Source organism: Blautia sp. AM29-29 (assembly GCF_003480555.1).
Classification (GTDB): Bacteria; Bacillota; Clostridia; order Lachnospirales; family Lachnospiraceae; genus Fusicatenibacter; species Fusicatenibacter saccharivorans.
This window is the reverse complement of the sequence record NZ_QUJD01000011.1, coordinates 60,116-83,641: the sequence shown is the minus strand read 5'-3', so window position 1 is coordinate 83,641 and position 23,526 is coordinate 60,116. Positions and strand designations below refer to the sequence as shown.

The following is a 23,526-nucleotide window of genomic DNA, read 5'->3' as shown; positions in this document are numbered from 1 at the left end:
TCACCTACGCTTTTTTTCTGGCAAGAATTGCATCGTATGCCGCTGCCTGTTCTGCCGCTTTTTTCGTTCTGCCCTTTCCGGTACCGAGCGCTTTCTTTCCGACGCTGACCTGTGCCCAGAAGCTCTTGTCGTGATCCGGTCCCTCTTCTTTTAAGATGGTGTAAACAATCTCTTCATCCGTCTCACCCTGGATCAGCTCCTGCAGAATCGTTTTGCTGTCGTAGAAAAGCTGTTTGTGTTCGATATCGTTTAAGATATAGTTCAGAACGAACGTTTTTGCCGGTTCAAAGCCGCCGTCCAGGAAAATCGCACCGATCGTTGCCTCCATAGCATCCGAAACGATGGAATCGCGGTGACGGCCGCCGGTTGCCTCCTCGCCCTTCCCAAGGAGCAGAAAGCTGCCAAGGTCAATCTCACGGGCACAGAATGCCAGTGCCGGTTCACAGACGAGGCTGGCGCGTTTTTTCGTCATCTCGCCCTCCGGGAGACGCGGGAATGTCTTGTATAAAAATTCGCTGGATACAACTTCCAGCACAGCATCTCCTAAAAACTCCAGACGCTCGTTGCACTCCAGGCGCTCCATGTGGTGCTCATTTGCGTAAGAGGAATGGCGCATTGCCATCTCCAGCAATCCAAAATTCTGAAATTTATACTGAATTTTCTTTTCTAAATCCACGAGTTTATCAATATTATTCATAACCTGTTTTAAGCCTGTCCTTCCTCATAGTTACCGTTTGCAGGTGTTCTGCGGACGGTAACAAAGGGGCTGTCCTGTAGCAAACAGCCCCTTCGCCATTTTCTATTATTCTGCCAGTTTCTTTTTGATCGCTTCCACCGCATCCTCAACCGATACGATGTGCTCTGCTTCTTCTGCTTCGATCTGGATATCAAATTCTTCTTCAATTCCCATCACAATCTGAAATACATCCAGGGAATCCGCTCCCAGATCATCTGTAAAGGTTGTCTCCATGGTTACTTCATTCGGATCTACGTTTAATACATCCGCAATGATCTCCTGTAATTTCTCAAATTCCATCTTTCGCTGCCTCCCTGCTGCTCTTATAGTCTGCCAGATGCTCCTGCACTTTCTGCGGAATCTTCTCCTCGCTGAATGAAATGCACTGGAGAATGGAATTTTTAAATTCGTTGGCTTTTGAGCTTCCGTGCGTTTTTACAACGAGTCCTTTTAAGCCAAGCAGCGGTGCTCCGCCGTACTCACTGGCATCAAAAGACTTCAGTGTCTCTTTCAGCGCCGGTTTCACAAGAAGGGCTCCGATTTTACTGCGCAGAGATGTCATCATGCCCTGTTTTACCTTGGAAATCAGGGTCGCGCCGACGCCCTCATACAGCTTTAAGATAACGTTTCCGACAAACGCCTCACAGACAACAACGTCTGCGGCTCCGTTTGGAATTTCTCTTGCTTCGATACTGCCGACAAAGTTGATATACGGGGTTTCTTTCAGAAGCGGATACGTCTCTTTGACGAGCGCGTTTCCTTTTTCTTCTTCCACACCGATATTCACGATTCCCACACGCGGATTTTTAATGCCGACAACGTGTTCCATATAGATGGAACCCATCATGGCAAACTGCACCAGATGGGACGGTCTTGCATCAACATTCGCACCGCAGTCGATCAGAAGGGATACACCGTCTTTCGTCGGGATCAGCGGAGCCAGCGGCGGGCGCTCTACGCCCTTGATGCGTCCTACGATCGTCTGTCCGCCGACCAGGACTGCTCCGGTGCTTCCTGATGAGACAAACGCGTCTGCCTCTCCGTAGCGCACTTTTTTCATGCCGACAACGATCGAAGAATCTTTTTTGTGGCGGATCGCATTGACCGGCGGCTCTCCCGTCTCAATGATCTCGGTTGCCGGAACGATCTCAACCCGCTCCTTCGGGTACGTATATTTCTGCAGTTCTTTTTCGATGACATCCACCTGGCCGACCAGCTGGACTTTGACACGTTCATCTGCGTTTACGGCCTCAACGGCGCCTTTTACCGGCTCCGCAGGCGCATAATCGCCGCCCATCGCGTCCACTGCAACTCTGACTAAGTCACTCATGTTTTTTCCTCTTTTCTCTTTTCTAAAGCGCGTTTGAAAACTCTTTTTCTTTCAAAAAACCGTTTTCAACCACGCTCTAAAAGCACTCATGCAAGTGCTGTATTAACTATACTAAACTCCTTTGCAAAAATCAAGCACAAATGCCCATCCGCGCTTTCTCCTGTATTCCAAAAAAGCGGGTGGATTTATCTTTCCAAAATCCACCCGCTCTGTTTTGTCTTATTTTTCTTAAGAAACCTTGACTCCGCTCGAATTCATCTCATGACCGTCTATGGTTGTATTCCGTGCCATGACACCGGTATCCGGATCCAGATAATATTCCTCACCATCCTGCGTGAACCAGCCGGTCTGCATCTGACCGTTGTCCGCCAGATAATACCATTCTTCTCCGCTCCAGTACCATCCTGTCACCATGTATGAATTTTCATCAAACACGTACCAGTAGCCGTCGATATTCTGCCAGGTATTGGTTGCATAGCTTCCATCATTATTCTGATACTGCCATCCGTTTTCATTCTGAACCCATTTCCCTGCCGGAATTACCGTAACTTCTGTTACTGTACTCGTCGCCATGGAAACGGTATTTCCAACCGTGTTTGTTGCCACAACGTAATAGTAATCTTTGCCCTCCGCCGAAGTATCGACCTGGTATGTCACTTCTGTTGCGCCTTCAATCGGCGTTCCTCCGCCGTTGGAATTTACGTTGTTCTTATACCACTGATATGTTACTGTGCCTTCTCCCGTTATTCCTGCCTCACAAGTCAGCTTTCCAGATGTATTTCCAACGGGAATCTGCAGGCTCTCCACCGGATTTACCGAAAAAACCGGCTTTTCCAGATTGGCATCTACATGAACAGCATCGCTGTCCTCTTTTGAAATATCTACACTGGCCGAAGACGAAACCGTCGTCTCAGTTCCCATCATTTTATCCATCAGACTGTCTGTGGAACATCCTGAGAGGAATACTACACTGCACATGCATGCTGCCAGAAATATGATTCGTCTATTCTTCATATGCTTTGCACTCCTTTTTTATAATTGTTACGAAAATGTTGCAATATTGTTTCAATTCTCACCGAGACCATTATAGCACATCACGACACACCACGTCAAATCTTTTATATGACGCTTCCAGACAACCCGCAGAGACAACAAAAAAGCCCCCGGTGACGGGAGCCTTTTGCTGCATTGCACATCGGAACTGATTCCGATTTATGAATATTAGTCCATTGCAACGACTTCTTTTTTGTTGTAAGAACCACAAGCTTTGCAAACTCTGTGCGGCATCATAAGAGCACCACATTTGCTGCATTTTACAAGGTTCGGAGCAGACATTTTCCAGTTTGCTCTTCTCTTATCGCGTCTTGCTTTGGAAGATTTATTCTTAGGACAAATGGACATAGTTACACCTCCTTAAATTTGCTGAATATATCTTTGATTGCAGCCATTCGGGGGTCTAGCCCTGTGGTATCACAATCACAGGTCTGAATATTCAGATTCGCACCACAACGGCTGCAGATTCCTTTACAGTCATCTTTACACAGCACTCGAATCGGCCATTGGACTATGAGCTCATTACGAACCAGTTCTTCCACATCGAGCTCGTCTCCCTCCACAAACGAAGAGTCCTCTTCTTTTTCCTCGCGTTCTTCCTCTGACAGATTCAGATCAATCTGCAGATCGAACTCGAGCTGGAATGGAGTCGCTACCGGTGTCAGGCATCTTGCACATGGAATCTCCATTGTAAGGTCTGCACTGCCGGTGATCGTGATCACACGATTGCCTTCATGCGTAAGGCCAAGGATAACAGGATGTTTTTCGATTACCCGATAGTCCTGCCCGCCGATCAAAAAAGTTTCGGATGTAAGCGGAATTTCATACTTTTCGGACTTTCCGTCCTGCGCAAATAACTTGGTCAGACTGATTTTCATATTGTTCTCCTAATCACACTTTACCAATTATACCCGGGAAGGTAAGAATTGTCAACTGCTTTTTGAATTATTTTTTATTTTCCTTTTACTAACTCTACAGTCTCCTCGCAGATTGCGATTTCCTCGTTGGTCGGGATCACGCATGCTGTAATCTTGGAGCCTTCTTTGGTGATGATCTTCTCAACGCCGCGGCAGTTATTTGCCTCAGAATCGAATTCCAGACCCATGAACTCAAATGCTTTGCAGATGGTCTCACGAAGTGGAATAGCGTTCTCTCCAAGGCCTGCGGTGAAGGTGATCACATCTACGCCGCCCATAGCTGCGATGTAGGAACCGATGTATTTGATAATGCGGTAAGCGTATGCTTCCAGACAGTTGATGGCATCCTGATTACCTGCCTCTGCTGCTGCAGATACATCACGGTAATCGCTGGAGATGCCGGTCATGCCGAGCATACCGGATTTCTTGTTCAGAATGTTCAGAACCTCGGATACGGTCAGGTTCTCTTTGTTGCACAGATACTCAACAAAAGCCGGATCGATATCTCCGGAACGGGTTCCCATGATCACACCTTCGAGCGGGGTAAGGCCCATGGAGGTATCTACACATTTGCCGTTCTTTACAGCGGAAAGGGAAGCACCATTTCCCATATGGCATACGATGATCTTCAGATCGTTGTAGTCTTTGCCAAGGAACTCTGCGGTTCTCTTGGATACGAATTTATGAGAAGTTCCGTGGAAGCCGTATTTACGGATTGCGTATTTCTCATAGTACTCTTTCGGAATACCGTACATATATGCTTTCGGAGGCATGGTCTGATGGAATGCGGTATCAAATACTGCTACGTTTGGAACGCCCGGCATCAGTTTCATGCAGGCATTGATTCCCATCAGGTTTGCCGGATTGTGCAGAGGACCAAGGTCAGCGCACTCCTCGATAACTTTGATTACTTCGTCATCGATGATAACAGAGTTTGTGATCTTCATTCCGCCGTGCAGAACGCGGTGTCCGATGGCATCTACTTCTTCCAGGCTCTTAATGACGCCGCTCTTCTCGTTTACCAGAGCGTCCAGAACCATCTGGATTGCCTCTACGTGTGTCGGCATTGCTGCTTCTGTTACCTCTTTTTCGCCGTTCTTTGGCTCATAAACGAGGCGTCCGTCGATACCGATTCTCTCACAGAGTCCTTTTGCCAGGACGTCACGGTTATCGTAATTGATCAGCTGGAATTTCAGAGAGGAACTTCCGCAGTTTACTACTAATACGTTCATTTCTAAATTCTCCTATTTTAAAATTCTTATTAAAACTTCTGGCCGGCCTGTTCTCCGCAGCCGGCCAGAAAACCGCTTGTAATTGGTTTTATTTCGTGCTTACTGTGCCTGGCACTGTACAGCAGTGATTGCTACAACACCAACGATATCCTCTGCGGAGCATCCACGGGACAGATCGTTGACTGGAGCTGCGATACCCTGCGTCATTGGGCCGTATGCTTCTGCTTTTGCCAGTCTCTGTACCAGTTTGTATCCGATGTTTCCGGCATCCAGATCCGGGAAGATCAGAACGTTTGCTTTTCCTGCTACTTTGCTGTCCGGAGCTTTGGATGCACCTACGCTCGGAACGATTGCTGCATCAAGCTGCAGCTCGCCGTCGAGAGCGAGATCCGGGTTTGCTTCTTTTGCAATTCTGGTAGCCTCAACAACTTTGTCTACATCAGCATGTTTTGCACTTCCTTTGGAGGAGTGGGAAAGCATAGCAACTCTTGGCTCGTTTCCGGTCAGCATGCGGTAGGACTCTGCGGAAGACTCTGCGATTGCAGCCAGCTCTTCCGGATTCGGGTTCTGGTTCAGACCGCAGTCACCGAATACGAATACACCGTCATCGCCGTACTCGCAGTCCGGAACTACCATCAGGAAGAATGCGGATACGAGTTTTGTGCCCGGTTTGGTCTTTAAGATCTGCAGGCATGGACGAAGGGTATTTGCGGTAGAATGGCAGGCACCGGAAACAAGTCCGTCTGCATCTCCCATTTTAACCATCATAACGCCATAATATGTATAGTCATTCAGGATGGTCTCTCTTGCTTTCTCCGGAGTCATGCCTTTCTTTGCACGAAGCTCTACCAGCTTATCTACATAAGCCTGTGTTTTCTCGTTTTTCTCTGGATCTACAATAGTAGCTTTGGAGACATCCAGTCCCTCGCTGCCTTTCTTTACTGCCTCTTCGCTTCCGATGATGATCAGATTTGCAAGGTCCTCTTTCAGGATCTGTGCAGCAGCCTCATATGTTCTTCTGTCTTCTGACTCTGGCAGTACAATTGTTTTTTTGTCTGCTTTTGCTCTTGCTTTAATTGTGTCAATAAATCCCATGATCTTTTGACTCCTTTCGATAAATTTACTCGATATTCTCATTGTAGTACGCTTTTTGCCCTTTCGCAAGTATAAAATTCAAAACAACTGGACAAAAAATCCAAAACGGAGGAATTCTTGCATTCCTTTTCTGTTTTTGTTACGATAGGGCTATGTGATCCGCGGTTCCTCTCTGTTTGGAATCGTGCTATTTTTTTCGAAAGAAGGTACGTTTTATGACCATTACCGCAGTCATTGCAGAATATAATCCTTTTCATAACGGCCATGCTTATCAGCTGGCAAAAGCCAGGGAACTGACCGGGGCGGACTATCTTGTCGTGATTATGAGCGGCGATTTCGTCCAGCGCGGCGCACCTGCGATTCTTGACCAACATGACCGTGCGGAGCTGGCGCTTCTTGGCGGCGCGGACCTTATCTTACAGCTTCCGTGTCACTTTGCACTCGGCAGTGCACAGCATTTCGCACGCGGGGCGGTATCGCTTCTTACTGCGCTTGGCTGCGTCGATTTTCTCTGCTTTGGCAGTGAATATGGAGACACGGCGCCGTTTCTGGAACTCGCTGATGTTCTGCTCCACGAGCCGGAGGAATACCGCGAGCTGCTCTCCGGTCTGCTTCGGAACGGACTTTCCTTCCCGACGGCGCGCGCACAGGCACTTTCCGCTTATTTTTCTGACAGCGCTTCCTTCTCTTCGCTTTCAAAAGAAGAACTTGATACCTTTTTAAAAGAACCAAACAATATTTTAGGCATTGAATATGTCCAGGCACTTCTGCTGTCACAAAGCCGCATTCGGCCGGTAACGATCCGCCGGGAGGGCAGCGGCTACCACGAAGGAGCGCTTTTCACACAGGCACTCCCTTCTGCTACAGCAATGCGGAATCTTCTTTTTTCCAATCCGCATAAGGATCCGGAACTGTCCGCGCTCGCCTCCTGCATGCCGGAAGCAGTCTATCCCGCTTTCCAGGACGCCGTCACCGCACACGGCCTGCTTTCCAGCGATGATTTCAGCCTGCTCCTCGCCGCGCGGCTCCTCACAGAAACGAAGGAATCCCTTTCCTCTTATCTTGATCTTTCGCCGGATCTTGCCAACCGCATCCTCCGCCAGCGCCACGCATGCTCCTCATTCTCGGAGTTCGCCCTGCAGCTCAAAACAAAAGAGATGACCTACACCCGCATCAGCCGTGCCCTGATGCATCTGCTTCTGAACCAGAAAACATTGTACCCGGCCGGCTATAACCGTGTTCTCGGTTTCCGAAAAAGTGCCGGTGCATTGTTAAAAGAGATTAGAAGACGTTCTTCTCTGCCGCTCATTGCCAAGGCAGCCGACGCCCCGCGGCTTCTTACCGGCGATGCACTTGCCGCCTTTGAGAGCGATATACAGGCCTCTCTTTTTTACGAGACTGTCCGTTCTCACAAAACAGGGACACAGTTCGTCCATGAATACACAAAAAAGCTGGTTCTGTTATAGAACCAGCTTTTTTCCAGCAGCAGCATCATCTGCTGCTGTGGAACTGTATAGTCCTCCACAAACAGGAAAACATTTTTTGTATCTGCACTTTCTCTTGTAAAGTCAAACTGCATGAAACGCATCTCACCATTCAGTATAAAATTGATCATAACATGATGCATGATGTGTTCTGCTGTTCCCTGCGTGATTGCTTCCATCGTCATCTGCTGTTTTATCCGATTAAGATCATCTATATTGCCAGATGCATAACGCATGAGTATCTTCAAAATCAATGTACAGGATTTCTATATAATGATTTTTAAGAGCTTTTTCATATATTGCAGCCTGAACCGCTTTCTCCAACAACTGAATTCCTCCTTGTTTTCTCATGTACTATTAATGCTTCATAGCACTCCCGCTATAAATTACTTTCATCAGTAATTCCACATCAACAGGCTTAGCAACATGTTCATTCATCCCTGCTTCTTTTTCCCTTATTCTGTCCTCCGTGAACGCATTTGCTGTCATTGCAATGATCGGTATTTTCTTTGCATCCTCTCTGTCCAGAGACCTAATCATCTTTGTAGCTTCATAACCATTCATGACCGGCATCATAATGTCCATAAGAATGACATCAAATTCACCAGGTTCACTATTTCTGAACAGTTCAACAGCTTCCTGACCATCCCATGTTTTTGTCACGTCGGCACCTTTTTTCTTTCAGGAAATCCTCTCTTAGCTGCCCGCCGTTTTCTGTTTCCATTTTAATATTTGTACTCATTTGTCTGGCACTTTCAATGGCACGGAGGAGACTTTTGGATTCCGAAGATTCATTATAATGGGTGTAGTGGAACACTGCACTTTCACATAGTTTACAATCTCCACCATTCTTTTCTCTGCTTCTGCTTTTTCTGCGTGGAAGAAATAAAACAGAGAGACTACAGCTACACAGATTCCTATCAGACCGCCGAGCAGCTGGATCCGTTTTTCTCCACCTCCAGATACTTCTGGGGATCATCCAGGTATTTTTCAATGATTTTCAGGGATGTGCCATCCAGACGCATCTCTTCCTGTGTCTGGCCCATCTGCTCACAGATTCCCCTGTCATCCTCTTTTGCAAAAGCAACGCCTATTCCGGTGATCATCAGAGGCTCTTCCAGGATACGGCAGCTTGCATCATAATCCTTCCTATACTGAACGATAGATTCCTCGTGTGCAGCAACCGCATCTACATATCCTTTTCCCAGAAACGTATAGATCAGCTCCCGGTGTCCCAGGATGATCAGATTTCCCAGCTTTGGGATCCTCTCATCCGTCCGGTTCAGAAAGATGCTTTTCGGTTTGGTTGTGGACTGGACAGCGGTAATCGTCAAGACGTCCTTCCATAGAAAAAACAGCCCATGATACAATCAATCTCGCCGCTCTCCACCAGTTCTTTTTTCTCCTCCCAGTTGATCTGGACAACCTTCACCTGTTATCCCATTCTTTTGAATGCTTCCGTAGCCAGTTCTACATCAATTCCTGTCGGTACACCATCCTCATTCAGATAATTGTATGGTGGATAGCTGTCGCAGCCGAGAGTAATAACAGGCTTTTCGGTTTCTTCTTTCGTGTTATCTGTGTTTTTGCACCCTGCCACGGTGACTGCTAAAATTCCAATTACTATAGTTCTTCTTAATTTCAATGAATGATTATGTTTTTGCGTTTACTACCCCTTTTTGTCAGCAGTTTTGTGATCGCTCTTTTTAATTGCGGAATATCAATCGGCTTTCCAATATGTTCATTCATCCCGGCCTCCAGACATGCTTTCCGATCTTCCTCAAAAGCATTTGCCGTCATGGCAATGATTGGAATCTTTTTGGCATCTTCACGTTCCAGCATACGAATTGCTTTTGTTGCTTCCAGCCCATCCATGACCGGCATCATCACATCCATGATGATGACATCATACTCATCCAACCTGGAATTCTGAAATATTTCAAATGCCTCTTTTCCGTTTTTCGCTTCTGTAATGTTCAGATGCTCCTCCTCCAGGATTGCATGGGCTATCTCCATATTAATGACATTATCTTCAACAAGAAGCACCCGTTTTCCTGACAGATCCCTGTCCTGTGAGTAGCTGTCCTTCTGTGAATCATTATTTTCAGCCAAATAATCTATTTCAAATGGAACCGTAACCGTAAACGTGCTTCCTACATTTTCTTCGCTTTCCAGTTCTATCGTTCCACCCATCCGTTCAACAATATCTTTGACAATCGAAAGTCCCAGACCGGAGCCACTGAATGTTGTAGTTGACTGTTTGCCTTCCTGCGCAAAAGCATCAAACGCATGTTTTTGAAATTCTTCACTCATACCAAGACCGGTATCTGAACATACAAACTGAAAAACAGCTATATTCCCATCATCCGATAATTCTTCGCAATGAACATTCACTGTTCCATGAAAATGATTGTATTTAATCGCGTTGGAAGAAAGATTCATTAAAACCCTGCTCAGATGTACCGGACTTCCAATCAAATATCTGTGGCGGATTGTGCTTGCTTCCACGCCGCCTTCAAATCTTACACCATTCTCATAAGCACTCATTGCAACAACCGTCAGATTATTCCTTAACAGTTCTGCCAGATCAAAGGATTTATGTTCCAACACAAGGGAACCGGATTCCAGTTTGCTGATATCCAGGACATTGTTGATCAGATTTTGCAGATAATCGGCGGACTGAAGTACCTTCTTCCTGCATTCCCTTAACTTGACCACATCATTGTTATATTTTTCAGCGATATGGATCATCCCCACGATTCCGTTTAGCGGTGTACGGATATCGTGGCTCATACGCCGGAGAAAGGCTGTTTTTGAAAGATTCGCGCGATGAGCATCTTCCATGCTTTCCTTAAGCTGTTTCTGATACATGAGTTCCCGTGATTTTTCTTCCGTAATATCTCGTACGACATAAAGCACATCCACAGCGTTTCCATGTGCATCTCTGCTCTTTACAATAAATCTGGCCAGCCGCCATTCTCCGTTTACTCCCATAAATTCAATCGAAACAAAATTCGTATTACGAAGTCTCTCTGTCAATGTATCAAAGTCAAGAAACTCCCGGTATTTTTTTCTCTCTTCCTGGGCGGCAAATGCTGTTGGAAGTCTTTCCATAACATCATCAATTTTCCCCTTTTGTCTAAGGATTTTTTGCACAAGGTCATGGCCTTTCAAAAGCTCATATGTCCGCTCTTTAACATTGGCTTGTACGATTGTTACATACAACGTAGCAATTGCGGCAATAATCTCTGACCTCTTTGTCGCCTCATCAAGAGCCTTTTTCAACAGTACCGTACTTTTCAGATTTTCCCTCACACATCCAAGATGTCCGCCAACATCAGACAGCAGTGTAATGGAAATCTCATTCTGCCTCAAATCAGGATTATCTACCCCGATGAATCCATTCATCTGATGATTGGCATAAATCGGCACCGCAATCAAGGAACATATTTCCTGTGTTTTTAACAATTCATATTCTTCCGGTTCAGAATTTTTTGTCGCTTCCAGATCATGAATCACGATTACTTCCTTGTTTTCAAATCGTTTCACCCAGTTCGGCATCGAACTGACCGGGATTGCCTGAAGGTTATCTATCTCTGGTGCCACTCCATCGGCACACCATTCAAATGCATTGCTCAGACTGTCCTTCTGATCAGTTTCCCAGTCAAAAACATATACCCGGTCTGCCCCTGTATAGTTTCCAATCGCCTGCAACAAAGAGTGAATAATTTCTGACAGCTCCTGCTCATTTTCCACCTGATCCATAAGCGATATCTGATGCAGGATCGTGTCCATACTATGTAATTTTATTTGATAGAGTTCCTGAATCTCTTTTGTTTTCATTTTCTATCCCCCCTGCAGTAAAACTATTATGGTTACGTCTGTGAAATAACACCGTAAGAAAGGATCCTGCTACGGCAGGATTCTCCGCCTAAACTTATGCAAAAAAAACTGGTTTTATTATACTCTAACACTTTACTGCACACAAGAAAAACATTACCTTTTAGCGTTAAAAGGCAAAAAAAGAACAGCAACTGTGCCCGAAGTTCCAGTGATGTGTATCAAAAACGGAAATGGACTTTCGGCAGATATATTTTCTTCTGTTTCTCTGTCTTCAGGATCAGATGGAGGAACTGACAAAACAGACACAGACCCGCAATGATAAGATGCAGCTGATGATGGAACAGATCGTGCTGTCCAATAAGAGCAGCCAAAAAGAAAAAACAGATCGGCAAAAAGAATGAAAACAGCTTCCAGATGCCATATCAAGATGTTACCGCTTTGTGCCTGAAAAGTCGAAGTTGAGGAACATCATATTTTGGAGATCTGAAGATCGCAGGGTGCTGGGTACATTACAGGCGCAAGTTCCATGAGGCACTGGAGGTCATACCGAAAGATCTGAGGAAACAGTCTGTTTTGTACCTCATCATGAACCCGATCCGTGCGATTTACCGGGAGGAAGGAAAGCTTTCCGGTCTTTCATCAGACGAACGGACTGCCCATCGACTTTTACATAATAAATTCCGCTGATCCATTTAGATTCCTGCAGCGCTCCGTTCTTATCCATGTAATACCATTTTCCACCGATCTTCTGCCAGCCAGTCTGCATTTTGCCGTTTTTGTTCAAATAATACTTTGTGTTTTCTATGGCGGCCTTCACATGCACATCCGCAGAGGTATTGCTAGAACAACGGCTGCTATCGCTGAAGTTCCCCGTAATAATTCATTTTTTCTTACACTTTTTATGGGTTGCAAGTAAAATTATCAGTATGTAATATATCATACTATACATTCCTTAAAATTACTATTTTTATTTGCGCAGATGGTAAAAAAGCCGGCAGCGATCCTTTCCATTCAGGATCACTGCCGGCTTTTCAGCTTTCTCTTTAGTTTTTAAACGAATGAATCGGTGCCGGGATTCTTCCTGTTCTGTTGACGAATGCCTCGCAGGAGAAGTTGTTGACCGGCATGATCGGTGCATAGCCGAGGAGGCCGCCGAATTCTACGGTCTCGCCCACGCCTTTTCCGATGACCGGGATCAGGCGGACTGCCGTTGTTTTCTGGTTGACCATACCGATGGCAAGCTCATCTGCGATGATTCCGGAGATGGTCGATGCTTTCGTGTCTCCCGGGATGGCGATCATATCAAGACCTACGGAGCAGACACAGGTCATTGCCTCGAGTTTTTCAATGGTCAGTGCGCCGTCGTTGACTGCGTTGATCATACCCTGATCCTCAGAAACCGGGATGAATGCGCCGGAGAGACCGCCGACATAGGAAGATGCCATAACACCGCCCTTTTTCACCTGATCGTTCAGAAGCGCCAGCGCCGCTGTCGTTCCCGGTGCACCTGCGTGCTCGAGGCCGATCTCCTCAAGGATATCCGCAACGGAATCTCCGATCGCCGGAGTCGGTGCCAGGGAAAGGTCAATGATACCAAACGGAATGTTCAGCCGTTTCGAAGCCTCCTGTGCAACGAGCTGTCCGACACGCGTTACCTTAAACGCCGTCTTCTTGATCGTCTCGCAGAGTACCTCAAAGTTCTCGCCGCGTACTTTTTCCAGAGCATGTTTGACAACACCAGGGCCGGAAACGCCGACATTGATGATGGCATCCGCCTCGGTTACGCCGTGGAAAGCGCCTGCCATGAACGGGTTGTCGTCCGGTGCATTGCAGAAAACAACGAGTTTTGCGCATCCAAGGCAGTTGTTCTCTTTGCTTGCCTCCGCCGTCTTCTTGATGATCTCACCCATCAGTTTGACAGCATCCATGTTGATACCGGTTTTAGTGGAGCCAAGGTTGATGGAGCTGCAGACAAAATCCGTCACAGCCAGTGCCTTCGGGATAGAACGGATCAGAAGCTCATCTGCTGTCGTCATACCTTTGCTTACCAGAGCGGAATAGCCGCCGAGGAAATTGACGCCGACTTCTTTTGCCGCACGGTCCAGAGTCTGTGCAATCGTCACGAAATCCTCCGGCGTTCTGCAGGCTGCTGCGCCGACTAAGGCAATCGGGGTAACGGAAATTCTCTTGTTTACAATCGGAATACCGAACTCGCCCTCGATCTCCTCACCTACGGAAACCAGATTTCTGGCAGTCGTCGTGATTTTGTCGTAGATTTTGCGGTTCAGCTTGTCAAGATTGGAGTCGATACAGTCCATAAGACTGATTCCAAGGGTAATGGTACGAACGTCCAGATTCTCTTTTTCGATCATCTCGTTCGTTTCCTTTACTTCAAACAGATTTATCATGTCGTTTTCTCCTTCGCTTTAGATACGGTGCATCATATTGAAAATATCTTCATGCTGGCAGCGGATGACAACGCCGATGGAACTTCCAAGCTCCTCCAGATCTTTTGCAAGCTCTGCGTTGGATTTCTCGCTCTTGGAGACGTCCGTTACCATCATCATGTTGAAATATCCCTGCACAATCGTCTGAGAAATGTCTTCGATGTTTACCTGGTTCTCTGCCAGATAATTACATACCTTTGCGATAATGCCCACGGTGTCCTTGCCTACGACAGTGATAATTGTCTTCTTCATGTTTCCATTCTCCTTTTTCTGGTTTTATGTCAAAGCCCCGGAAAAACCGGTAATGGCGGCCTTGCGAAAAACATGGTATGTAGCTCTAAAAATGTATATTTAAACCTCAATTAACGGTGATACTTCGCTTCTTTTAGCGACAGCGAGATGAAAATCACCCGAGTGATACGGATTATCACCCGTTGTGACCTCGCAGGCCACGGTTTCAAAGGCCAGTGCCTCATAATTATTTTCCTTGCTCAGATGGCCGAGCAGCACTTCCTGCAGATTGTCGTGCAGAATCTCGCAGAGGAGATGGCCTGCCGCCAGGTTCGATAAATGGCCTTTCGCCCCGGCGATCCGCTGTTTTAACGGATACGGGTACGGTCCGACCGCAAGCATGTTCTCGTCGTGATTTGCCTCTAGCAAAACGGCATCCAGCCCGGTCAGATTCTGAACCGTGTAATCGCTGTAAACGCCAAGATCCGTCGCAATCGCAATCGATTTCCCGCCGGATTCCATGCGGTAGCCGACCGGCTCTGCCGCATCGTGGGAGATCGTAAACGGATGTACGGCGATGTCTCCCAGTGTAAACGTGTCATCCGCGTGAATCGTGTGAAAAATCCCCTCCGGAAACTTTCCAAGGCTCTTCGTCTGCTGCATCGCCTGAATTGTTCCATCCGTTGCGTAAATCGGAATACCATACCGGCGCGCCAGCACGCCAAGGCCCTGGATATGATCGGAATGCTCATGTGTCACGAGAATGCCGTCCAGCTCCTTCGCGCTGCGGTCGAGAACAGCCAGTCCCGCCTCCACGCGCTTTCCGCTGATGCCCGCATCGATCAGAAGGCTTGTGGTCTCGCTTCCCGCGAAAATGCAGTTTCCGCTCGAACCACTTGCAATACTACAAAGTTTCATATTTTTTCATCCTATGGTCTAACTGTTTTTTTGTTTCCTCAAAATCGCCGCTGTTGTCGATTTCAAAATCGCAGTGGCTGCTGAATTCATCCTCGGAAAGCTGATTTGCCATGATTTCGCGAACTTTCTTCTCGGAATAGCCGCGTCCTTCGATCAATCGCTCCTTCCGGACTTCTTCATCCGCATAAATATACCACAGTTCATCACAAATTTCATCATATTTTTCTTCGATTAAGAGTGCGGCCTCCACAAAGACGTATTCCGTCCCTGCTTTTTCCGCGGCTGCAATGGCTTTTTTGATATACCGTTTTACCGCCGGATGAACGATCGCATTCAGGGCTTTTAACTTTTCTTCGTCCTGAAAAACGATCTCAGCAATCCGTTTCCGGTCAAGTTCGCCGGTCTCTGTGGTGATCTGTCTGCCGAACAGCTTCACAATCTCTCCATAGCATTCGCCGCCCGGCAGCATCACAAGGTAACCTGCCTCGTCCGCCTGGATCACCGTTGCATCATAATTCTGTCCAAGGTACGTGAGCACTTCGCTTTTTCCGGCGCCCACGCCGCCTGTAATTCCAAAAACTTTCATTCTTTTGTATCCTTTCGCTCCTGGTATGAGTGCACTATTTCGCCTCGTACCAGTTGTTTCCTGTGTGCATATCGATCTCGAGTTTGACAGCCAGATGTGCTGCCCCGGTCATCTCCTCTTCCAGGATCTGTTCTGCCTTTTCGAGCTCGTCTTCCGGCACTTCCAGCAGCAGCTCATCGTGTACCTGAAGAAGAAGTCTGGTCTTTAACTGCTCCTCTTTCAGCCGTTTCGCCACGCGGATCATCGCTATTTTAATAATATCCGCCGCCGTTCCCTGGATCGGCGCATTCATCGCAACGCGCTCGCCGAATGACCGCTGCATAAAGTTGCTCGATTTCAGCTCCGGCATCGGCCGTCTGCGTCCGAACATCGTCACGGAATAGCCTTTCTCTTTGGCATCCTCTACGCAGCGGTTCAAAAACTCATGAATACCCGGATACGTCTCGAAATACTGCTGGATATAGGCCTCTGCCTCTTTCCGGCTGATGCCGAGATCCTGGCCCAGACCGAACGAACTGATGCCGTATACGATACCGAAGTTGACCGCCTTCGCATTTCTTCTCTGCAGCGGTGTTACCTCTTCAAGCGGCACATGGAACACTTTCGATGCCGTCATGCGGTGGATATCCTCCGCCTCGCGGTACGCCTCGATCAGGTTTTCATCGCCCGACATATGGGCCAGCACGCGGAGCTCAATCTGGGAATAGTCGGCATCCAGAAAGACACAGCCAGGCTTTGGCACGAAGGCTTTCCGGATCAGACGGCCAAGCTCCATCCGCACCGGAATGTTCTGCAGATTCGGATCAGTACTGCTGATGCGGCCGGTCGCGGTAATTGTCTGGTTAAATGTCGAATGGATTCTTCCATCTTTCCCGATCACGGCCTGCAGACCGTCGGCGTACGTCGATTTCAGTTTGGCAAGCTGGCGGTACTCCAGAATATCGGCAACGAGTTTGTGATCCGGTGCGAGCTTTTCGAGCACATCGGCGGCGGTGGAATAACCCGTCTTGGTCTTTTTGCCGCCCGGAAGCTGCAGCTTTTCAAACAGAATCACGCCGAGCTGCTTCGGGGAATTGATGTTGAACTCCTCGCCGGCCTCCTCGTAGATCTGTGCCTCCAGCTCTCTGATCCGCTCCGCCAGCTCAGCTCCGTAAACGGAAAGTGCTTCTTTTTCTGCGGCGATTCCATCCGCTTCCATCTGACGGAGCGTAAACACCAGCGGAATCTCCACATTCCGGTACAGATCCCACATGCCCTGCTCCTTCAGCAGCTTTTCCATGTTTTCCTGTGCGGCAAATACAGCATACGCCTGATAACCTGCATACGACTCCTGCTGTTCCGGCGTCATCTTTCCTGCGGCCGGAATCTTGCTTCCGCCGAAGATCTCTTCCACTGCCGGCACATAGCGGTGTACGTACTCTTTTACGATATCATCGTACGAATACTGTGATTTCAATGGATTTAATAAATACGCGGCAATTCCGGCATCAAACAGATGGGCTTCATCGGCGTCCGGCATATCCTTCAGAAATTCTTTTCCGTCCATGACGCAGAAAACCGAAATCTGCTTCTGCAGCTCAGTCAATTTTTCTTTTAAATAATCTCCGGTCAGGAAACCTTCTGCTGGGAAGTAAACAACATCCGGCTCTCCGCTTCCATACGCAACTGCCATACCGACAAGTGAACGGCTCCGATCTGCCATCGGTCCGTCCTTCGGGGTTTCTTCTGTCAGAAGAGCGGCTCCTGCCTTCTCCTCCTTCGCGATGGTTTCAAAGAGTTCTTCCGCCTCGGAAAAATCCGTTACGGTGCGCAGAAAGACGGCATCCTCTGGTTCTGCATTCGTCTCCTCGAAGCGGCCCAGCAGGTTCTTAAACTCCAGACGTTTGAACATCTCATACGCTTTTGGTGTATAAAAATTCGAGAGTGCCGCTTTTTCACGGTCGAGCTCCACCGGCGCATCGGTATCAATCGTTGCAAGTTTTTTGCTTAATTCCGCCAGATCATAATGATCACGCATCGCTTCTTTTGCCTTGTTCGGTTTGATCTCCTCGAAATGTGCATGCGCATTTTCCAGTGTCTCGTACTGCAGCAGGATTTTCGTCGCGGTTTTCTCGCCGACACCCGGCAGACCCGGGATATTGTCTGCGGTATCGCCCATCAGCGCTTTCAGATCGATGATCTGTTTCGGGAGAAGACTGTATTTTTCCAGCACCTCTGCCGTGTGGTAATTTTCAATCGTCGTCACACGCTTTACGGTCTTTGGAATCCGGATCAGAATGTGGTCCGTTGCAAGCTGCAGCAGGTCGCGGTCTCCGGATACGATCGTAACTTCCATCCCTTCCGCCTCGCATTTGCGGCCGAGCGTTCCTAAGATATCATCCGCCTCATAGCCCTCTTTTGTGACAATCTCAATGTCCATTGCTGCGAGCACTTCCTGGATCACCGGGACCTGTTCGCGCAATTCCTGCGGCATCGGCTTTCTCGTTCCCTTGTACTGGTCATACATTTTGTGACGGAATGTCGGTGCATGGAGGTCAAACGCCACGGCAAGATACTGCGGCTGCTCCTCATCGAGAATTTTAAACAGAATATTCAGGAATCCATATACGGCGTTCGTGTGCAGTCCTTCTGCATTGGACAGATCCGGTACGCCGTAAAAAGCCCGGTTCAGAATACTGTGTCCGTCCAGTAATACGATTTTATCACTCATAATAATCCTTTCAGCCAGGGTAATTCTATCACTTCAAAATAGTGCAGAGCCAGGAGCACCAGAAACAGAACGAGAATCAGCATCAGCACCCGGAAAAACGTATCTTTGTACCGGCGGTGTCTCGCTTCTTCCTCTTTTTTCTCCAGATCGCGTTCCAGAAGTCCTGTCAGATTGTAGGAATCGGGCGCGTCATCCTCGAAATATGCCATCGCACGGTTCACAATAAAATATGTCTCCAGTTCCTCGTGGCATGTATGGCATTTCCGGATATGGGAAATAAACGGTTCCATCTCTTTCTCCGGCATATTTCCCTGCACGTATGGCTGTATTAATTTTTCTGCTTCTTTACAGTCCATAAAATCCTGCTCTCCTTTTGTATCCGGCCAGTGTTTTCCTCTGGCCATTTTTTCTGCTATCTACCATCATACACTATTTTCTCATAATTTAAAAGAGACAACCCGCCGAAAATGGGTTGTCTCTTGTTCTCTTATAAGATAACTGTTTTCTAGTGGATTTCCATTATGCACGGACAATGTTCGGGGTCTCTTTTCCTGCCTCGAAATCCAGTGCATTCTGCAGTGTGGTCTCTGCAATCGCACGCAGTGCTTCCTCGGTGAAGAATCCCTGATGTGAAGTGATCATAACGTTCGGGAAGGACAGGAGACGTGCTGTGGTGGAGTGCTCCAGAATCTCATCGGAACGGTCCTCGAATACGTTCGGGGTTTCCTCCTCGTATACGTCAAGGCCGACGCCGAAGAATTTTCTTGCACGGATTCCCTCGATCAGGTCGTCTGTCTTTACCAGACCTCCGCGGGACGTATTGACCAGGATCACGCCGTCTTTCATCTTTTTGATGCTCTCGCGGTTGATCATGTGGTATGTGCTGTCCATCAGCGGGCAGTGCAGGGAGATCAGATCACTCTGTGCCAGCAGTTCATCAAGAGTTACGTACGTAACAAAATCTTTTAAGGATTCATTCTGGTATACATCGTAAGCAATAACTTTCATGCCGAAACCGCGGCAGATTCTTGCCATAGCCGCACCGATTTTTCCGGTTCCGACGATTCCGGCGGTCTTCTGATAGAAGTTAAATCCCATCAGTCCGCCCAGGCTGAAGTCGTTTTCTCTTACTTTCGTATATGCTTTGTGCATGTGGCGGTTGACCGTCATGGCCAGTGTCATCGCATGCTCAGCTACAGCCTCCGGGGAGTAACCCGGTACACGGCGTACATCAATGCCGTATTTTGCAGCTGTCTTTAAATCTACGTTGTTGAAGCCTGCGCAACGCATCAGGATCAGCTTGACGCCTGCCTCATGCAGTGCTTCTACGGTTTTTGTTCCGACATCGGAGTTTACGAAGGCGCACACGGCATCGTAGCCCTTTGCCAGGGAAGCGGTTCTTGCAGCAAGGCCGGTTTTTAAATATTCCACTTCAATTTCTGGAAACTGCTCTTTGGTTCGGTCGAAAGATTCTCTGTCGTAGCTCTGGGTATCGTAAAATAAAATTTTCATAATGTTTTTCCTCCTCGCTTTGCGGTCATCTTATTGTTCCCGCTTACAGGTATTACTATACTTCATTGTTAAAACTTTGTCAATGTATTATTTGTTAAAATTTTATCAATTAGTAAATTTATTTTCAACATCTTTCACAACAGTACAAATTTACTGGATCACCTCGTCCAGGAACCGGGACGGCTCGACTTTCTTTTCAAACCGTTCCTCCACGTAACAGAGCGTCAGCTCTTTCCGGGCGCGCGTCATTCCGACGTAGAACATCCGCCGCTCCTCCTCGATCGCCTCCGCAAGGACTGCTTTCTGATACGGCATTACACCCTCGTTGACGTCAAGAAGATAGACCTTGTCGTACTCGAGTCCCTTGACGCTGTGCAGGGTGGAAACCATAACTCCTTCCGCACTCTCTGCGCGCTGCTTCTGTTTTTCCTTCATCTTCTGCTGGTATTCCTCAATATGTGCAAACCAGCCCTCGATGCTTTTCTGGGTCTTTGCCGCCTCCTGCAGCTCGTCCAAAACGGAAATCAGATCATCCTCTTTCAGATGGCGGTATGCAGCATATTCCTTCACATACTGTTCATAGCCGATCGCATAGCGGATGTAATTGACCGCGCCGAACGGCGATAAATGCGTCAGTGTCGTGATATCCTGCTCCAGTTTGCGGATCCGCTGGCACATCCAGTCTTTTTCTTCGTAATATTCCAGAAGTGCATCGAACGAAACAGTCGCCTCCTCAAAGGCATCCCGCGACAGATAACGGTTCGGGCGGTTGGCAATCTTTAAAAACTCGCCGCGCTTCCGGCTTCCCATCGCAAGATTCAGATACGTCAGCAGATCTTTCGCAATCCAGTGGTCATAGAGATCCGGCAGGGCATCCCGCATCTGGAACGGGATCTGTGCTTCCATCAGTTCCTCTACTGCTGTCCGGCAGCCAAGATTCGTGCGGAACAAAAGCGCCATCTCTTCATACGGACAGCCGTTTTTCTCCGCCTCCCGCAGCTCCTCGGCAACGGCACGCATCTCCTCGCGCGGGTTCTTATATCCCCGGATTGCAACCGGAGCGCCTTTCTCGTTGTCGGTGGAAATCGCCTTTTCATACCGCTTTTTGTTGTGGTGGATCAGGCATTGGGACCGCTTCACGATAAATTCCGTACTACGGTAATTTTTATCGAGCACTACCTGCGCCGCGCCCGGGTAATCTTTCGGAAAATTCAGCATGATCTCCGGCTTGGCCCCGCGGAACTGATAAATCGACTGATCGTCATCCCCGACAATAAAGAGGTTATTTTCCGGCAGCGCCAGCATCCGCACAATCTCATACTGCACGGGGCTGATGTCCTGAAACTCGTCAATCAGGATATACTGAAATTTCTGCTGCCAGGCGCAAAGGACCTCCGGCCGCTCCAGAAAGAGACGTTTGCACTGCACCATCAGATCGTCGAAATCGAGTTTTTTGTTCTCCTTCCGCCATTTCTCATACGCCTCATAGATTTCGCGAAATTTTTCCTGCGGCATACAGGCGGAATAGTAATGTTCCAGCGGGATCTGATTGTTCTTCACAGTGCTGATTTCGCGCGCCAGATTTTCCTCGAGATCCTCTTCCTCCAGGTCTCTGGCATAGTGGTTGACCAGCTCGCGCATCAGCCGCTTTTTCTCTTCCTCGCTTAAAATATTGTTGCCGGACATGCGATACGTATGGCGCAGAATCGCGTAGAATACCCCGTGGAACGTTCCAAAGGTGACCTGGGTACTCGTCTTTCCCATCGCCTTCAAATACCGCTCCTTCATCTCTTTTGCCGCCGCACGCGTAAATGTTACGACAAGAATACGAGAGGCGGAAATGCCGCTCGTTACAAGCTGGCAGGTCCGCCCCGTAATCACTGCGGTTTTCCCCGACCCCGGTCCGGCAAGGACCATCATGGGGCCGGTGGTATGCATCACCGCTTTTTTCTGTGAATTATTATATATCATTTGGATAATTTCTCAATCGCTTTGTCGATGCGGGCAAGAGACTCCTCTTTTCCCAGAACCTCAAGGATTTCCGTTGCGCCGGCCGGTGTCATCTGTTTTCCGGAAAGAGCGGTACGGATCGGCCACATAATATAACCGGTCTTGTATCCTTTTTCTTTTCCGAATGCGCTGAGCATCTCAAAGAGAGCATCATTGCTGAAATCTTCCTGCGCTGCCAGCAGCGGTTTTACTTCCTGAAGAAGTGCAAGGGAGGTCTCCTCGTTTGTCTTCATCTTTTTGTGAGTGTACATCGAAGCGTCGTATTCCGGAACTTCCTCGAAGAAGTCGATGAGGTCTGCAATATCCGGGAATACTTCGATTCTTGTTTTTACCATGGCTGCAATTTTCTTAAAATCGAGCGGACGGTGGATTGTCTTCTGGATATACGGAAGCGCCATCTCATAGAACTTCTCGTCGTCCATTGCCTTCATGTACTCGCCGTTCATCCAGCGGAGTTTTGTCATATCGAAAACGGCCGGAGATTTGCTGATGTGGTGGTAATCGAAGATTTTTACCAGCTCCTCGAGAGAATAGATCTCGCGGTTTCCTTCCGGGCTCCATCCAAGAAGGGCTACGAAGTTGACAATGGCATCTTTTAAGAAGCCCTGATCGATCAGGTCTTCATAAGAAGAATGGCCGCAGCGTTTGGACAGCTTCTGATGCTCCTCGTTGGTGATCAGCGGACAGTGTACGTAAACCGGAACTTCCCAGCCGAATGCCTCGTAAATACGGTTGTATTTCGGGGATGAGGACAGATACTCATTACCGCGGACAACGTGGGTTACACCCATCAGATGGTCGTCGATGACGTTTGCGAAGTTGTAGGTCGGATATCCGTCGGATTTGATCAGGATCAGGTCTTCCAGCTCCTCGTTGTTTACGGTGATGTCTCCGTAGATCTCATCGTGGAAGGTTGTGGTTCCTTCGGTCGGCATATTGAAACGGATGACGTACGGTTTGCCGGCTGCCAGATTGGCCTCTACTTCCTCTTTGGAAAGACCAAGGCAGTGTTTGTCGTAGATCGAGATTTCTTTTCCGCCTACATTACGCTTGCACTGGCTCAGGCGCTCTGCGTCACAGAAGCAGTAATAAGCGTCACCCTGCTCTACCAGCTGTTTTGCGTATTTCAGGTACAGACCTGCTGCATTACGCTCGCTCTGTACGTACGGGCCGCAGCCGCCGTCTTTGTCCGGTCCCTCGTCGTGTACCAGGCCGGTCTCTTTTAAGGTACGGTAGATGATATCAAGTGCGCCTTCCTGGAAACGCTCCTGGTCGGTATCCTCGATACGGAGCATAAAGGTTCCGTCATCGTGTTTTGCGATCAGATACGCATACAGGGCAGTACGCAGATTTCCTACATGCATCCGGCCTGTCGGGCTCGGTGCAAATCTTGTTTTTACATTGCTCATTTTTCTTTTCTCC

General features: G+C 48.0%; 22 protein-coding genes and 2 pseudogenes. 2 read left to right on the top strand and 22 right to left on the bottom strand.

The window, feature by feature from the left end; all coding sequences use genetic code 11:
• Positions 1 to 4: 4 nt before the first annotated feature.
• The 8 genes from rnc to pta form a co-directional block, all read right to left on the bottom strand.
• Positions 5 to 697 carry a ribonuclease III gene (rnc, locus tag DW769_RS09780; protein WP_022462733.1) on the bottom strand — a complete coding sequence of 231 codons (693 nt, stop codon included), beginning with the start codon at positions 695 to 697 and terminating at the stop codon, positions 5 to 7.
• A 105-nt stretch (positions 698 to 802) separates the two neighbouring features.
• Entirely contained in the window at positions 803 to 1,036 is a 234-nt protein-coding gene (gene acpP, locus DW769_RS09775; RefSeq protein WP_117802558.1) for an acyl carrier protein, read from the bottom strand.
• On the bottom strand, positions 1,026 to 2,066 hold the full coding sequence (gene plsX, locus DW769_RS09770) for a phosphate acyltransferase PlsX (protein WP_118601360.1): 1,041 nt from the start codon (positions 2,064 to 2,066) through the stop codon (positions 1,026 to 1,028). The genes acpP and plsX overlap by 11 nt, the downstream gene beginning before the upstream one ends.
• A 228-nt stretch (positions 2,067 to 2,294) precedes the next feature.
• Positions 2,295 to 3,080, bottom strand: a complete 786-nt coding sequence (locus DW769_RS09765) for a hypothetical protein (RefSeq protein WP_055218872.1) — start codon at positions 3,078 to 3,080, stop codon at positions 2,295 to 2,297.
• 207 nt (positions 3,081 to 3,287) lie between these two features.
• The gene (gene rpmF, locus DW769_RS09760; protein ID WP_022462729.1) at positions 3,288 to 3,467 is read right to left on the bottom strand and encodes a 50S ribosomal protein L32; all 180 of its coding nucleotides are present in this window, start codon (positions 3,465 to 3,467) and stop codon (positions 3,288 to 3,290) included.
• Between the two features lie 2 nt (positions 3,468 to 3,469).
• Positions 3,470 to 3,997, bottom strand: coding sequence for a YceD family protein (locus DW769_RS09755; protein WP_118750324.1), 528 nt, complete (start codon positions 3,995 to 3,997; stop codon positions 3,470 to 3,472).
• A gap of 74 nt (positions 3,998 to 4,071) precedes the next feature.
• A complete protein-coding gene (locus tag DW769_RS09750) occupies positions 4,072 to 5,268 on the bottom strand; it encodes an acetate kinase (RefSeq protein ID WP_022462727.1) in 1,197 nt (398 codons plus the stop codon).
• Positions 5,269 to 5,367: 99 nt separating this feature from the next.
• Positions 5,368 to 6,363, bottom strand: a complete 996-nt coding sequence (gene pta, locus DW769_RS09745; protein ID WP_022462726.1) for a phosphate acetyltransferase — start codon at positions 6,361 to 6,363, stop codon at positions 5,368 to 5,370.
• 215 nt (positions 6,364 to 6,578) lie between these two features.
• Here pta and DW769_RS09740 point away from each other — a divergent pair, with 215 nt between their 5' ends.
• Complete coding sequence (locus DW769_RS09740) at positions 6,579 to 7,829, top strand: tRNA(Met) cytidine acetate ligase (protein WP_117805083.1); 1,251 nt, start codon at positions 6,579 to 6,581, stop codon at positions 7,827 to 7,829.
• Here the strand turns inward: DW769_RS09740 and DW769_RS09735 are convergent.
• From DW769_RS09735 to DW769_RS09720, 4 genes and pseudogenes are all read right to left on the bottom strand, one after another.
• A complete protein-coding gene (locus tag DW769_RS09735) occupies positions 7,772 to 8,083 on the bottom strand; it encodes a hypothetical protein (RefSeq protein WP_147342484.1) in 312 nt (103 codons plus the stop codon). The genes DW769_RS09740 and DW769_RS09735 overlap by 58 nt on opposite strands.
• A gap of 121 nt (positions 8,084 to 8,204) precedes the next feature.
• Entirely contained in the window at positions 8,205 to 8,510 is a 306-nt protein-coding gene (locus DW769_RS09730) for a response regulator (protein WP_416388356.1), read from the bottom strand.
• Positions 8,511 to 8,767: 257 nt separating this feature from the next.
• Positions 8,768 to 9,492 (bottom strand): annotated as a pseudogene (locus DW769_RS17435) (substrate-binding periplasmic protein).
• Complete coding sequence (locus DW769_RS09720) at positions 9,489 to 11,690, bottom strand: hybrid sensor histidine kinase/response regulator (RefSeq protein WP_118750323.1); 2,202 nt, start codon at positions 11,688 to 11,690, stop codon at positions 9,489 to 9,491. Before DW769_RS09720 ends, DW769_RS17435 begins: the two are co-directional and overlap by 4 nt.
• Before the next feature lie 480 nt (positions 11,691 to 12,170).
• Between DW769_RS09720 and DW769_RS16880 the strand changes: the two are divergent.
• Positions 12,171 to 12,353, top strand: a pseudogene (locus DW769_RS16880) (IS66 family transposase); the annotation flags it as partial.
• On the opposite strand, the gene DW769_RS17295 reads toward DW769_RS16880, so the two are convergent.
• The 10 genes from DW769_RS17295 to gltX form a co-directional block, all read right to left on the bottom strand.
• Positions 12,274 to 12,507 (bottom strand): hypothetical protein, encoded by a 234-nt coding sequence (locus DW769_RS17295; protein WP_055267335.1) that lies wholly within the window; start codon positions 12,505 to 12,507, stop codon positions 12,274 to 12,276. The pseudogene DW769_RS16880 and the gene DW769_RS17295 overlap by 80 nt on opposite strands.
• Positions 12,508 to 12,733: 226 nt before the next feature.
• A complete protein-coding gene (locus DW769_RS09705) occupies positions 12,734 to 14,098 on the bottom strand; it encodes a PFL family protein (protein WP_022462720.1) in 1,365 nt (454 codons plus the stop codon).
• 18 nt (positions 14,099 to 14,116) lie between these two features.
• Complete coding sequence (locus tag DW769_RS09700; RefSeq protein ID WP_022462719.1) at positions 14,117 to 14,389, bottom strand: ACT domain-containing protein; 273 nt, start codon at positions 14,387 to 14,389, stop codon at positions 14,117 to 14,119.
• A 99-nt stretch (positions 14,390 to 14,488) separates the two neighbouring features.
• Positions 14,489 to 15,286 carry an MBL fold metallo-hydrolase gene (locus DW769_RS09695; protein ID WP_055218850.1) on the bottom strand — a complete coding sequence of 266 codons (798 nt, stop codon included), beginning with the start codon at positions 15,284 to 15,286 and terminating at the stop codon, positions 14,489 to 14,491.
• Positions 15,273 to 15,872 (bottom strand): dephospho-CoA kinase, encoded by a 600-nt coding sequence (gene coaE / locus DW769_RS09690; protein ID WP_117510320.1) that lies wholly within the window; start codon positions 15,870 to 15,872, stop codon positions 15,273 to 15,275. Before coaE ends, DW769_RS09695 begins: the two co-directional genes overlap by 14 nt.
• 34 nt (positions 15,873 to 15,906) lie before the next feature.
• The gene (gene polA / locus DW769_RS09685; RefSeq protein WP_117802565.1) at positions 15,907 to 18,582 is read right to left on the bottom strand and encodes a DNA polymerase I; all 2,676 of its coding nucleotides are present in this window, start codon (positions 18,580 to 18,582) and stop codon (positions 15,907 to 15,909) included.
• On the bottom strand, positions 18,579 to 18,938 hold the full coding sequence (locus DW769_RS09680) for a zf-HC2 domain-containing protein (protein WP_022462716.1): 360 nt from the start codon (positions 18,936 to 18,938) through the stop codon (positions 18,579 to 18,581). The genes polA and DW769_RS09680 overlap by 4 nt, the downstream gene beginning before the upstream one ends.
• Before the next feature lie 163 nt (positions 18,939 to 19,101).
• Positions 19,102 to 20,094, bottom strand: coding sequence for a 2-hydroxyacid dehydrogenase (locus DW769_RS09675; protein ID WP_022462715.1), 993 nt, complete (start codon positions 20,092 to 20,094; stop codon positions 19,102 to 19,104).
• A 150-nt stretch (positions 20,095 to 20,244) separates the two neighbouring features.
• Positions 20,245 to 22,065, bottom strand: a complete 1,821-nt coding sequence (locus DW769_RS09670; protein ID WP_118750321.1) for an ATP-dependent helicase — start codon at positions 22,063 to 22,065, stop codon at positions 20,245 to 20,247.
• Entirely contained in the window at positions 22,062 to 23,513 is a 1,452-nt protein-coding gene (gene gltX / locus DW769_RS09665; RefSeq protein WP_022462713.1) for a glutamate--tRNA ligase, read from the bottom strand. The genes DW769_RS09670 and gltX overlap by 4 nt, the downstream gene beginning before the upstream one ends.
• Positions 23,514 to 23,526: the final 13 nt, after the last annotated feature.

Excerpts from the sequence above, each read along its gene's own strand:
- rnc (WP_022462733.1), bottom strand. The coding sequence starts at position 697 with ATGAATAATATTGATAAACTCGTGGATTTAGAAAAGAAAATTCAGTAT.
- acpP (WP_117802558.1), bottom strand. The coding sequence starts at position 1,036 with ATGGAATTTGAGAAATTACAGGAGATCATTGCGGATGTATTAAACGTA.
- plsX (WP_118601360.1), bottom strand. The coding sequence starts at position 2,066 with ATGAGTGACTTAGTCAGAGTTGCAGTGGACGCGATGGGCGGCGATTAT.
- DW769_RS09765 (WP_055218872.1), bottom strand. The coding sequence starts at position 3,080 with ATGAAGAATAGACGAATCATATTTCTGGCAGCATGCATGTGCAGTGTA.
- rpmF (WP_022462729.1), bottom strand. The coding sequence starts at position 3,467 with ATGTCCATTTGTCCTAAGAATAAATCTTCCAAAGCAAGACGCGATAAG.
- DW769_RS09755 (WP_118750324.1), bottom strand. The coding sequence starts at position 3,997 with ATGAAAATCAGTCTGACCAAGTTATTTGCGCAGGACGGAAAGTCCGAA.
- DW769_RS09750 (WP_022462727.1), bottom strand. The coding sequence starts at position 5,268 with ATGAACGTATTAGTAGTAAACTGCGGAAGTTCCTCTCTGAAATTCCAG.
- pta (WP_022462726.1), bottom strand. The coding sequence starts at position 6,363 with ATGGGATTTATTGACACAATTAAAGCAAGAGCAAAAGCAGACAAAAAA.
- DW769_RS09740 (WP_117805083.1), top strand. The coding sequence starts at position 6,579 with ATGACCATTACCGCAGTCATTGCAGAATATAATCCTTTTCATAACGGC.
- DW769_RS09735 (WP_147342484.1), bottom strand. The coding sequence starts at position 8,083 with ATGCGTTATGCATCTGGCAATATAGATGATCTTAATCGGATAAAACAG.
- DW769_RS09720 (WP_118750323.1), bottom strand. The coding sequence starts at position 11,690 with ATGAAAACAAAAGAGATTCAGGAACTCTATCAAATAAAATTACATAGT.
- DW769_RS09705 (WP_022462720.1), bottom strand. The coding sequence starts at position 14,098 with ATGATAAATCTGTTTGAAGTAAAGGAAACGAACGAGATGATCGAAAAA.
- DW769_RS09700 (WP_022462719.1), bottom strand. The coding sequence starts at position 14,389 with ATGAAGAAGACAATTATCACTGTCGTAGGCAAGGACACCGTGGGCATT.
- DW769_RS09695 (WP_055218850.1), bottom strand. The coding sequence starts at position 15,286 with ATGAAACTTTGTAGTATTGCAAGTGGTTCGAGCGGAAACTGCATTTTC.
- coaE (WP_117510320.1), bottom strand. The coding sequence starts at position 15,872 with ATGAAAGTTTTTGGAATTACAGGCGGCGTGGGCGCCGGAAAAAGCGAA.
- polA (WP_117802565.1), bottom strand. The coding sequence starts at position 18,582 with ATGAGTGATAAAATCGTATTACTGGACGGACACAGTATTCTGAACCGG.
- DW769_RS09680 (WP_022462716.1), bottom strand. The coding sequence starts at position 18,938 with ATGGACTGTAAAGAAGCAGAAAAATTAATACAGCCATACGTGCAGGGA.
- DW769_RS09675 (WP_022462715.1), bottom strand. The coding sequence starts at position 20,094 with ATGAAAATTTTATTTTACGATACCCAGAGCTACGACAGAGAATCTTTC.
- DW769_RS09670 (WP_118750321.1), bottom strand. The coding sequence starts at position 22,065 with ATGATATATAATAATTCACAGAAAAAAGCGGTGATGCATACCACCGGC.
- gltX (WP_022462713.1), bottom strand. The coding sequence starts at position 23,513 with ATGAGCAATGTAAAAACAAGATTTGCACCGAGCCCGACAGGCCGGATG.